Origin of the sequence: Chryseobacterium sp. 2TAF14 (assembly GCF_052115105.1) — a bacterium.
Classification (GTDB): Bacteria; Bacteroidota; Bacteroidia; order Flavobacteriales; family Weeksellaceae; genus Chryseobacterium.
The window spans coordinates 1-12,147 of the sequence record NZ_JBFRGA010000151.1; the positions used below are offsets into that span (position 1 = coordinate 1).

General features: G+C 35.8%; 9 protein-coding genes. 7 read left to right on the top strand and 2 right to left on the bottom strand.

Annotated features, from left to right (window positions below; translation table 11 throughout):
- From AB4Y90_RS13840 to AB4Y90_RS13870, 7 genes are all read left to right on the top strand, one after another.
- On the top strand, positions 1-874 hold an 874-nt coding region (locus tag AB4Y90_RS13840; protein WP_441558139.1), incomplete at its 5' end, for a hypothetical protein.
- Positions 875-1,119: 245 nt separating this feature from the next.
- Positions 1,120-2,184, top strand: coding sequence for a 3-oxoacyl-ACP synthase III family protein (locus AB4Y90_RS13845; RefSeq protein ID WP_441558140.1), 1,065 nt, complete (start codon positions 1,120-1,122; stop codon positions 2,182-2,184).
- Positions 2,185-2,484: 300 nt separating this feature from the next.
- A complete protein-coding gene (locus AB4Y90_RS13850; RefSeq protein WP_441558141.1) occupies positions 2,485-3,888 on the top strand; it encodes a glycoside hydrolase family 28 protein in 1,404 nt (467 codons plus the stop codon).
- A gap of 1 nt (position 3,889) precedes the next feature.
- Positions 3,890-6,823 carry a DUF4450 domain-containing protein gene (locus tag AB4Y90_RS13855; protein WP_441558142.1) on the top strand — a complete coding sequence of 978 codons (2,934 nt, stop codon included), beginning with the start codon at positions 3,890-3,892 and terminating at the stop codon, positions 6,821-6,823.
- Between the two features lie 10 nt (positions 6,824-6,833).
- A complete protein-coding gene (locus AB4Y90_RS13860) occupies positions 6,834-7,382 on the top strand; it encodes a hypothetical protein (protein ID WP_441558143.1) in 549 nt (182 codons plus the stop codon).
- A gap of 90 nt (positions 7,383-7,472) precedes the next feature.
- Complete coding sequence (locus AB4Y90_RS13865) at positions 7,473-9,611, top strand: hypothetical protein (RefSeq protein ID WP_441558144.1); 2,139 nt, start codon at positions 7,473-7,475, stop codon at positions 9,609-9,611.
- A gap of 353 nt (positions 9,612-9,964) precedes the next feature.
- Positions 9,965-11,011, top strand: a complete 1,047-nt coding sequence (locus AB4Y90_RS13870; protein WP_441558145.1) for a GntR family transcriptional regulator — start codon at positions 9,965-9,967, stop codon at positions 11,009-11,011.
- Positions 11,012-11,079: 68 nt separating this feature from the next.
- Here the strand turns inward: AB4Y90_RS13870 and AB4Y90_RS13875 are convergent, their stop codons facing one another.
- Complete coding sequence (locus AB4Y90_RS13875) at positions 11,080-11,460, bottom strand: nuclear transport factor 2 family protein (RefSeq protein ID WP_441558146.1); 381 nt, start codon at positions 11,458-11,460, stop codon at positions 11,080-11,082.
- 156 nt (positions 11,461-11,616) lie between these two features.
- Positions 11,617-12,147: alpha-hydroxy acid oxidase (locus AB4Y90_RS13880; RefSeq protein ID WP_441558147.1), on the bottom strand; the 531-nt coding region annotated here is incomplete at its 5' end.

Sequence of the window (12,147 nt, forward strand, 5' to 3'; positions counted from 1 at the left end):
ACCCAATACAGATTATAAAAAGCTTACAGTATCGTTTTTCTACAACGACAGCTTCATCAAAGATAAATTCAATCTGAGTACAGGGTTTTCTTATGTAGACGATGTGATCTACGGAAAATCGCCTTCAGCATTTCTAAATGCAAAGTATAACGGTAAAAAATTCAGCGCATTTCTGAATTCTTCGTGGTACAACTATTCGGTAGGAGTTTTAGCAAATAATATTCTGACCATTGAGCTTGGTTTAACTTGGAATTTAAGAAATACAGTATTAAATCCTGATAAAAAAGGAAAAATTCAGGTTCTTGCCTTTTATGACGAAAACAACAACAATATTTTTGATTTAGGAGAAAAAACCGCAGGCGATTTTATCGTGAATATCAATAATGTAGCCCTTAAAACCACTGCAGAAGGAACGGCAACCTATAAAAATGTACCTTTCGGGAAATACAGGCTGAAGCAGTTTATTCAGCAAGGTTGGTATTATGATGAGTCTGAATTTAATGTAGATTCTTATTCGTATCCGTTAAATATTCCGCTTCACCAGAACGGAACGCTTCAGGGTAAAATATTTTTCGATTATGACTCAAAAGTTGCGGTAGATTTCGAGCACAGAGCCTCTTCGGTGGCATTCCAGATCATTAAGGAAAACAACATTATCCAGAGAATCGGAAGTGACGATGAAGGAAAATTCAATTCTTTTTTACCGACTGGTAATTACACGATTGTGCTTGACGAATCTACACTTCCTGCCAATACCTATTGCGAAACCAAAAGCTTCGATATTAAAGTAAAAGCCGGAGAACTGGTGGTTGTTCCTGATTTTATTATTAAAGTACGAGAGAAAAAAATAAATAAAAAAACTTTTAACAATTAACATCTCAGCTTTCTAATCTTTCTTAGATTAATTTTCAGGGTTAAAATATTTTTATTCAGTCGATTATACAGCCCGGAAATCCTTAAACTTTTTATCTTATTCTCTTCTTTTTTATGCATCGAATGTTAAATCGTTGTAATAAATTATCACGAATAGTATTTTTCGGTATAAAAAAACTACCTTTATTAAAAAAATATTAATAATTCGTAATATTTTATAGAGTCTCAACAACGAGATCCCTGAATATGAAAAGTAAAATTATAGGTGTAGGCAATTACATACCATCAGAAACCATTACAAATCTTTTTTTCGATAAGCATATTTTCCTTAACGAACAGGGCGAAAACCTGAAAGAAGACAACTCATTAATTACCAGTAAATTAAAAAAAATTACAGGAATTGAAGAAAGAAGATATGCAAGCAAGGATCAGGTAACTTCTGATTTAGGATTTATTGCAGCTAAAAATGCAATAGAAAACTCAAAAATCGATCCTGAAACTTTAGACTATATTATTTTCGCCCATAATTTTGGCGATGTACGATTTGATACGATACAGTCAGACGCAGTTCCCAGTCTTGCTTCCAGAGTAAAACATTTATTACAGATTAAAAATAATTTCTGTGTTGGTTACGATTTATTATTCGGATGTCCTGGTTGGATTGAAGGAGTGATTCAGGCGAATGCATTTATAAAATCAGGTTTAGCGAAAAGATGCTTGATTATTGGTGCTGAAACACTTTCCCGGGTTGTGGATGTTCACGACAGAGACAGTATGATTTACGCAGACGGAGCTGGAGCTGTAATTTTGGAAGCCAATGACGAAGATGACGATTCTGGTATAAAATCCCATGTTTCGGCCTCATTTACGTTAAAGGAAAAAGATTTTCTTAATTTCGGTAAATCTTACAACAATCAAAATTGTCCGGACATAAGATACATTAAAATGGATGGTCGCAAAATCTACGAATTTGCCCTTGTTCATGTTCCGGAAGCGATGAAAAAATGTCTCGATCAAAGTGGATATTCAATAGACCAGCTTGATAAAATAATTATTCATCAGGCAAACGAAAAGATGGATGAAGCGATTGTCAACAGATTTTATCAGTTATACGACACTCCCACTCCACTTGATATTATGCCGATGGTAATCAGTAAACTCGGAAACAGCAGCGTCGCTACAATACCGTCATTATTGACTATGATTTTAAATAATGAACTGCCTTCACATTCCATCAAGAAAAACGACGTCGTTTTATTTGCATCAGTTGGTGCAGGAATGAATATTAATGCATTCGTTTATAAGTTTTAAATAAAAAATTAAGCATTTATTGCAAATAAAAAAGAGAAATAACCAGTTTACTTCTCTTTTTTTGTTTCTAAATTTATATTCGATTTGCTCTGTAGGAGCAATATCTTTGTAGCAAATCATATTAAAAAAATCAAAGCTCCGGAGGAGCGACAGCTTATTTCAAAACCTCTTTTATAAATTTAAATTCAAAGAATAAATACAAAAACCGACAGTGCAGGATAATTATTCGTTCTAATTATTTTAGATTGCGATTATAAAGAAAATAATAATCCAACCTTCATATTAAACCTACAATTCTTTATGAAAAAATATGTCTTAATCCTTTTTGTATTCCTGTTATCGGCACAGACATCGGCACAATACAAACCCTGGACTTCAGCAAAACAGCCTTTAAAAGAAATAAAAGCTTTAAAAAAGAAAATCAAAAAACCTGAATTCAGAAAAGTTGACTATTTGATTACCGATTTCGGCGCAGTTGGTGACGGAAAAACAAAAAATACGGAAGCTTTCAAAAAGGCCATTGAAAAATGCAGCGCAGAAGGTGGCGGAAGAGTTGTCGTTCCAAACGGAATTTTCCTTACTGGTGCTATTTATTTAGAATCTAATGTTAATCTGCATCTAAGCGACGGTTCTACGATTTTATTCAGTCAGGACAGCAAAGACTACCCTATCGTTTTTACCCGTTGGGAAGGAATGGAATGTATGAATTATTCGTCTTTAATTTATGCTTATGAAGAAGAAAATATTGCCGTTACCGGAAAAGGAACTTTAGACGGAAATTCAGACAATGATAACTGGTGGTTTTGGTGTGGAGCAACAAAATACGGCTACAACACATCACGTCCGGGAAGACAAAATCCGGCTCGTGCGAAACTTCACGAATATATGGCAAACAGAACTCCTGCAAGACAAAGAGTTTTTGGGGACGGATGGTATTTAAGACCAAATTTCGTTCAGCCTTACAAATCAAAAAACTTTTATATGGCAGATGTTTTGGTAAAAAATTCTCCGATGTGGAATTTGAATCCTGTTTTGTGTGAAAATGTTTTGATTGAAAGAGTAAAAGTAATCAGTCACGGTCCGAATAATGACGGTTTCGATCCTGAAGCCTGTAAAAATGTATGGATTAAAGATTCTTATTTCGATACAGGCGACGACTGTATTGCCATCAAATCCGGAAGAGATGAAGACGGAAGAGACATCGGAAAACCTGCCGAAAACCACATTATCGAAAACTGCGAAATGAAAGACGGTCACGGCGGTGTTGTTATCGGAAGCGAAATTGCAGGCGGCGCAAGAAATATTTATGCATTAAATAATGTAATGGACAGTAAAAATCTTGACCGTGCTTTAAGAATTAAAACCAGCTCAAGCCGTGGCGGAACGGTAGAAAATGTATTTTTTTACAATACAAAAGTTGGTGCTTATAAGGAAGCTGCTGTACGTTTCAATATGTTTTATGAAAAACCGGGAAATCATATTCCTACGATCAGAAATATTTGGGTAGAAAATCTTACGGTGGACAAAGGCGGTAAATATGCTGTACTTTCTGCCGCTTACGAATCTTCTCCCGTAACGGATTTCACGATGATCAATGCTAAAATGACAGGTGTACAAATTCCGTACAAAGTGGATCATATGAAAAATGTAAACCTTAAAAATGTAACCGTTAACGGACAACCTTTAACCGAGCTAAAACCATAAAATGCGAAGGAAAACCATTTTCGCCGGACTCATTGTTTTGTCGGCATTCTCACTCTCCTATTCCCAGTCAAAACATTGGCAGAATAACGAGCGTGAGCTGCATTATAAAGAGGATAAAGGCGATTTTTTATTGGTCAACGGAAAGTACAGATTCAATCGTGCTTTGTATGGTGATAATCGTGCATCGCGAGTTGAAGCCGGAGATTTGCCGGAATTTGCGTTGTATCTTCCGGGAATGGGCGGAAATCTTCAGTTCGTTATTCAGAAAGGAAATTCGATTAAGAAATTAATTCAAGCTGATAAAATTGAAACTCGTTATCGACCAGGCTCGATGTTGTATGAAATCAAAGACCCAGTTCTTGGAAACGGAACTTTAAAACTGACCGTTTTGGCACAAGCTAAAGAGGAAGGTTTAGTTTTGAAAATGGAAACCGTCAATATAGATTCTTCAACAAAAATCTACGCAGTTTATGGCGGTGCAAGCGGAACAACTTTCAGCAGAAACGGCGACATTGGCGCAGATCCGGAATCCGGATTTTATCTGTTGCCGGAATATTGTCTGAATAATCAATTTCAGGCCTTAAAGAATCAGTTTCAATTGAATTATTTAAATAAGAAAAAAGAAACTCAGATGGTAAACGGGAACTTTTCAAATGTTCCTTTTTTGCAGATGACCGATGCAGAAACACTGGAAAATCTTCCTGCTTTTACTCAAAATAAAATAGATAAATCTCCGATCGTTTACGCTTCTTATTCTTCACAAAAGCAACCGATTTACATTCAAATTTCTAAAGGAAAATCTACGAAAAACTTTTCCGATGAAGAGTTGAAAAACATCTTTAATGAAGCTGAAAAATCCCGTTTAACATTAACTACCAGAATTCAATTAAAAACTCCGGATGCAGATTTAAATAATTTCGGAGCCAATTTAGCTGTTGCCGCAGACGGAATCTGGGAAAGTCCGACCTTTCTTCACGGCGCAGTTGCGTGGAGAATGCGGTTAAATGCTTGGCGTGGCGCTTACACAGCAGATGCATTGAGTTGGCACGACAGAGCAAAAGAACATTTTGAAAGCTATGCAAATTCACAGGTTTTGAAACCCGATTTTGCACCTGTCGAAATGGATACGATGCGTCATCTTGCCCGTCACGAGGAAAAAATGGGAACTTCCGTATTTTCAAGCGGATATATTTCCAGAAACCCGAATGACAATACAAAACCCCATCATTACGATATGAATCTGGTGTTTTTTGACCAGATGTTTTCGCATTTCAATTACACCGGCGACAAAGAATTCTTGAAAAAAATGTGGCCGACGATGGTTCGTCATATGGATTGGGAAAAACGGAATTTCAAACGTGGCGATTTGTACGATGCCTATGCTGCGATTTGGGCGAGTGATGCGCTTCAATATTCGGGTGGAAAAGTGACACACACTTCGGCTTATAATTACAGAGCCAACCGTGAAATGGCAAAACTGGCGAAAATCATCGGCGAAAATCCCCAACCTTACGAACAGGAAGCTGAATCTATTTTAAAAGCAATGAAAAACCAGCTTTGGATAAAAGACAAAGGTTATTTTGCTGAATACAAAGATGCTTTGGGCAATCAAATCGTTCACGACAAACCTGGAATCTGGTCGATTTATCACGTTTCGGATGCGTTTATTCTGAATGAATTTGAAGATTATCAGAACTTACAATACATTAACAATCACACTCCGAAAATTCCGGTGACGGTAAAAGGAGAGAAAGATAAAAACTATTACACGCTTTCCACAACCAACTGGCAACCTTACGATTGGTCGATTAACAATGTCGCTTTGGCGGAAAATTTACAGACCGCTCTGGCGTATTGGCAAGCCGGAAGAACCGAAGATGCGTACCAACTTTGGAAGGGAAATTTGGTTGAGTCGATGTATTATGGCATCAGTCCGGGAAATTTTGAGCAGCTTTCTCACTACGATGCATTTCGTGGAGAACTGTATCGTGATTTTGCTGACCCGATTGGTGTCGCTTCCCGAACTTTGACGGAAGGACTTTTTGGGGTTTATCCAAATTTATTGGAAAATAAAATCAGCATTAAACCTGGGTTTCCAAAAGACTGGAATTCTGCCGAGCTGAAACTTCCGGATTGGGAATATCAGTTTACCAGAACTTCAAAAAAGACGGAATATTTATTTAAATCGAAATATCAAAATTCTATTTCGTTGGAAATGCAGGTTCCTGTGAATTATTCCAACATCAAATCGGTAAAAGTGAATGGGAAAAATGTGGGTTGGAAGATTAAACCCAACTCCATTCTGCAACCATTTGTTCAGTTTGAAACTCCGAAAGGAAAAGATTTTAAGATTGAAATCAATTATTCTGGTGAAGAATTGAAAAATGAGCAAACCGATTATATCAATTATATTTCTGAAAATCTTCAGTTGAATTTTGATTCAAAAAAGAAAATTAAAGAAGTTTACGACCCACAGAGATTGATTAAAATTCGAAACGGAAATCAGTTTAATTTAGTCCAGGAAGAAAGAAAAGGAACTTTTTTCGTTCAGGTTGAAGAAAACAAAACCACTTGGTGGCAACCTGTAAATATAGATATCCGTTTTCCTTTGGAAACAAAATGGGTGAATAAAAAAATACAAATTCAGTCAAAATCTTCCAATCCTATTAATGGAAAGTTGACAGTTAATGGCTTAAATAAAACTTTTACCATCCAAAAAAATCAAAATACATCGATTGAAATTCCTTCAAATTATTTAAGTAAAGGAACCAATTCTATTGAACTTGATTACAACGGAATTAAACAAAATATTGAAATCACAGATTGGGACATTGAAAATCAAGGTCAGTTTAATAACATTTCATTAGCTTCAAAATACAATGAAAAAGTAACTGAAATCTTTAATCAAAAATACCTTTCGCCAACAAATCGATGACAGCGGATTGATGAGCAAAAGAAAAAATAGCAAAGTTGATTTCCTAGGAATTCCATTTTTAATTGATAAAACAGATAAAAATATTGCCTTTGTAAGTCAGTGGGATAATTATCCTGACTCTGTTGAAATTCCTTTAAGTGGAAAAGGGAAAAAAATCTATTTTCTGATGGCCGGTTCTACCAATCCGATGCAGTCGCAGATTGTGAATGGAACAATCACGGTTCAATATGTTGATGGTTCGACATCAGAATTAGAATTGAAAAATCCAACAAATTGGTGGCCGATTGAGCAGGATTTATTTGATGACAATTTTGCGTTTGAAATTCCGGATGATAAAATTCTGTATCGTGTAAAACTGAAGACGGGAGAATTGTATAAAGGCGGAACTTTGAGCAAATATTCTAGTATCAAAGGATTTACAGACCGTCAGGTTGATGGCGGTGCTGCAACAATTCTGGATTTGCCGATTGATTCGAGTAAGGAATTAAAATCGATAAAACTAACGGCGGTAAGCAATGATGTGGTGATTGGAATGATGAGTGCTACGGTTTTGAAATAATTAATGCCACGAATGCACGAATAAAAGATTAATTTTTATAAAAAAATTCGTGTATTCGTGGCTGATAAAAATTAAAATTAAATCTATATAATGAATAAAAAAATTGCAATATACCTAAGTCTTTTCTGCATTGGATTTTCATCCTTGAATGCTCAGAAAATCGACCGAAAAAAGGTCGTTCAGCGACATAATGTGGTCAATACAAAAGCAGATACGCTTTCCACTTTAACGGTTGGAAACGGAAAATTTGCTTACACAGTTGACATTACCGGAATGCAGTCTTTCCCTGAATATTACAAAAATGGAGTTTCGCTCGGAACCCAGTCAGAATGGGGCTGGAACAGTTTTCCGAATACGGAAAATTATAAATTTGAGGAAACTTTAAAGCCTTATGATTTCAATAATGACGGGCGAAAAGCTTTGTACAGTGTTCAGATTAAAGAGCCGGAACGCAACAAAAAAGCAGTTGAATATTTCAGAGTCAATCAACATCGTTTGCAACTCGGAAATGTTGGGATTGAACTGATTAAAAAAGACGGTAAAAAAGCGCAGGTTTCAGATTTACAAAATATCAATCAGAAAATTGATTTGTGGACAGGAATTATCACCAGTGAATTTACTCTGGAAGGAACTCCCGTAAAAGTTTGGACAGCATCTTTCCAGAATTCAGATAAAATTGGGATTAAAATTGAGTCTGATTTAATCAGTCAAAAGAGATTAAAGGTGTTTGCAAAATATCCTTATCCGAGCGGGCAATTCCTTGATGAAGCGGCTTTTTATGGAAATGACGACAAGCATTCAACAAAAATTATTTCATCAAATTCAACTCAAGGATTGATTGAACATAAACTTCAAACTGCGGACTATTTTACTCAGTTATATTTTACGGATGGAAAATTAAAGGAAGCCGGAAAACATTACTTTGTTTATGAGCCTTCTTCTAAAAATAAAACCGTTGAATTGAGCGTTGAGTTTTCAGAAAAAAATAAAAAAACTTCAAAAAGCTTATTTGCTGATGCTGAAAAAGAGAGCATTTCCGGCTGGAAAAATTTCTGGAAAAGCGGTGCAGCTGTTGATTTTGAAGGAAGTACGGATAAAAGAGCTAATGAATTGGAGCGCAGAATTGTTTTATCTGAATATTTAACAAAAGTTCAGTGTGGAGGCAGCAATCCGCCTCAGGAAACAGGTTTGACATTCAACAGCTGGTACGGAAAACCGCACACAGAAATGCATTGGTGGCACGGCGTTCACTTCGCATTATGGGGAAGACCGGAGATTCTGAAAAAACAACTGGATTATTATTTCAGATCATTTGAAAAAGCTAAAAAATTAGCAGAAAGACAAGGTTATAAAGGCGTTCGATGGATTAAAATGTCGGACAATGAAGGCAATGAAAGCCCGTCATCCGTAGCTGCATTTTTGATTTGGGAACAGCCGCATTTGATTTATATGACCGAACTTTTGTATCGCCACAACAAAGACAAAAAAGTTTTAGAAAAATATAAAGATCTGGTTTATGCAACGGCTGAATTTATGGCTGATTTTGCAACTTATGACAAAGAGAAAAACCGCTATAATCTTGGAAAAGGTGTCATTCCTGCGCAGGAAGTTTTCCCTGCAAAAGATACTTTTAATCCTACTTACGAAGTCGCTTATTGGGACTGGGCGCTGAAAGTTGCGCAACAATGGAAAGAAAGATTAGGTGAATCGAGAGATAAAAAATGGGATGATGTCATCAATAAATTAGCTCCACTTCCCGTTCAAGATGGCGTTTATTTATCGACCGAGTCAGCGAAAGATTCTTTCACTTTTCCAAAATGGATGACCGATCACCCTGCTGTTTTAGGAGCTTTGGGAATGGTTCCTGAATCTCCGAAACTGGATAAAAAAATTATGAAAAATACGCTTGACATCGTTTGGGAAAGATGGAACTGGGGTCACACTTGGGGTTGGGATTTCCCGATGACAGCAATGAATGCGGCAAGATTAGGACTTCCGAATAAAGCTTTGGATGCATTATTTATGGATGTTCAGACAAATACTTATTTACCAAACGGGCACAATTTCCAGGACGGAAGATTGAGAATTTACCTTCCAGGAAATGGCGGAATTTTAACAACCGTTGCGATGATGTTGGAAGGTTGGGACGGTTCGACAGGCGAATTTCCTGGTTTTCCGAAAGACGGAACATGGAAAATAAAAGCGGAAGGTTTCGAAAAGATGCCTTAAAAAATTTCACATTCATATTCATTGAAGTCTGTTCTGAAAAGAGCAGGCTTTTTATTTGAGATTCGGGGTTCGAGTTTCGGGTTTTGAGATTCGAGGTTGATTTGAGGTTTGGGATTCAATCTTAAAATTACTTAAATAAAGGTTTGAAGTAAGAAATTGGTGATTTTTAAGAAATTAAAACAATAAGAATTAAATTTATAAATATTTAATAATCAATTGATTGTATTTTAAAAATTCACAAAACATGACGATTGTCATTTAATTCAAAAAATTGTATCTTGTCTTCTTTCATTCAAACATTATTTTCAGAAATATTTTTATAGCTGAAAACTCATATTTCCTAAGTAAAGACCATGTCAGATACATTAGATATTCATATTAACGAAAACTCCAGGGTTCCTAAATACAAGCAGATTGTAGATTCTATTTTAAACGGAATTGATGGAGGACAAATCAAGATCGGGGAAAAAATTCCTTCTATCAATGAACTTAGTGAATCTTGCTTCCTTTCGAGAGATACCGTGGAAAAAGCTTATAAAGAGCTGAGAAAAAGACAGATTATTGAGTCGGTAAAAGGCAAAGGCTATTACATTTCACGTATCAATAAAAATGACAGCATCAATATTTTCTTTCTGATCAATAAACCGAGTACATATAAAATGATGATTTATAATTATTTCGTCAATGCAATCGGCACCAAAGGCAATGTTGAGATGTATATTTACCATTGTGACGAAACTCTTTTCATTAATTCTTTAAAGAAAAATCTTGGCGGATTTGATTATTATGTGATTATGCCCCATTTTCGTGATGAGCAGTCAAAACATACAAGTTCTACACAAGGAGCAATCGAAATGATTGAAAAAATTCCGAAGAACAAATTGCTGATGCTTGATAATACAAAACCTGATATTTCCGGTGAATACGGCTCTATTTTCCAGGATTTTGAGCATGATATTTACAATGCTTTAAAGGAAGGTTTAGAAAAAATAAGAAAATACGAGAAAATTATTCTGGTTTATCCCAATCAATCGATTCACCCCTATCCTTTCCGTATTGTACGTGGTTTTGAAAAATTTTGTGAAGATTTTAAGCTGGATTATGAAATTTTGGATGAAATTTATCCCGACATGGAGCTTCAGGATAAAGATATTTTCATCACCATTCGAGAGCGTGATCTGGTGAATTTAGTAAAACAGATCAGACAGAAAAATCTTGAATTAGGGAAAGATATCGGGATTATTTCCTACAACGAAACGCCTCTGAAAGAATTGCTGGGAATTACCGTGATCACGACCGATTTCAAAGCAATGGCAGAATCTGCAGCGTACATGGTTCTGAAAAATAAAAAAGAGCATGTGAATAATGTTTTTAAATATATTGAAAGAGATTCTTTGTAGAATTTTATTACATTAAAAAACCTCGTAAAGAACGCTTTACGAGGTTTTTTAAAAATTTTTCTGATTAATTATTTTTTCTTTTCAGATTTTACGGCTTGTCTTGCGAGTAATTTCCAATTTTTTCCGCTTTTTACCCAGACTAAAAGTATATCCAAGGTAACATCACCTGGAGCTTTTCCAAGATCGGCAGTCGTAGCGTAAAAATGGTGACGAACAATTGCTGTATTTCCGACAATATTTACGGTCTGATTGGTAATATCAATGGTTAAAAAATCTGATTTTTTGCTTACCAACTTTTCAACAAATTCTGCTGCGTCATCAATGTGACCTCCGGAATGTCCATACGTTAATTCTGACAAAATTAAAGATTCCAAGGCTGATTTTTCTCCGCTTACCATTGCCAATCTTAATTTTTCAGCAGCTGTCGTTACAGCATCTTGATCGTTCATTTTTTGTGCAGATACAGCGAATGTCATAAAAAAACCGAAGATGAAAATTATTTTTTTAATCATAATTGAATTTGATATTTATTTTTAATTTAAAATAATTGAAATTCTTTCTTATTAAAATGGGCTAAAGCCCATCCCTATTGATGAACTGGATATTTATTTCACTCTAAATTTCTGCAAATCTTCTGGCTTTTCACAGCAAACCTGCTCCATTACCTGTCTGAATTGCATCTTCAGCATTTCAATAATATGATCGCCACCTTTGTCTCCTAAAGCTCCGACAGCATACATAAAAGTACGTCCCATAAAGGTAAATTCGGCGCCACAGCTCAAAGCTCGGGCAACATCCGGACCGGTTCTTACACCGCTGTCCATCATAATTTTAATCTGACCTTTATATTTTTCGCTGATTTCTTTCACAACGGCAATCGTAGATTCTCCGGCATCAAGCTGTCTTCCGCCGTGATTGGAAATAATCATTCCATCGAAACCTAAACGTACCGCTTCTTCAGCATCTTCGTCGGAAGCAACGCCTTTGATGACCAGCTTTCCTTTCCATTTATCACGAATCGCTTTGATTCGGTCGGAATTTAATCTTCCTGAAAAAGTAGAATTCATGAACTGTCCCAATTGTTTTACGTTCATGTTTTTATCCATGTACTTTTCCATGGTTTTAAAACTTGGAAC

Bases quoted from the DNA above. Each gene is read 5' to 3' on its own strand.
- AB4Y90_RS13845 (WP_441558140.1), top strand. From the start codon at position 1,120: ATGAAAAGTAAAATTATAGGTGTAGGCAATTACATACCATCAGAAACC.
- AB4Y90_RS13850 (WP_441558141.1), top strand. From the start codon at position 2,485: ATGAAAAAATATGTCTTAATCCTTTTTGTATTCCTGTTATCGGCACAG.
- AB4Y90_RS13855 (WP_441558142.1), top strand. From the start codon at position 3,890: ATGCGAAGGAAAACCATTTTCGCCGGACTCATTGTTTTGTCGGCATTC.
- AB4Y90_RS13860 (WP_441558143.1), top strand. From the start codon at position 6,834: ATGAGCAAAAGAAAAAATAGCAAAGTTGATTTCCTAGGAATTCCATTT.
- AB4Y90_RS13865 (WP_441558144.1), top strand. From the start codon at position 7,473: ATGAATAAAAAAATTGCAATATACCTAAGTCTTTTCTGCATTGGATTT.
- AB4Y90_RS13870 (WP_441558145.1), top strand. From the start codon at position 9,965: ATGTCAGATACATTAGATATTCATATTAACGAAAACTCCAGGGTTCCT.
- AB4Y90_RS13875 (WP_441558146.1), bottom strand. From the start codon at position 11,460: ATGAACGATCAAGATGCTGTAACGACAGCTGCTGAAAAATTAAGATTG.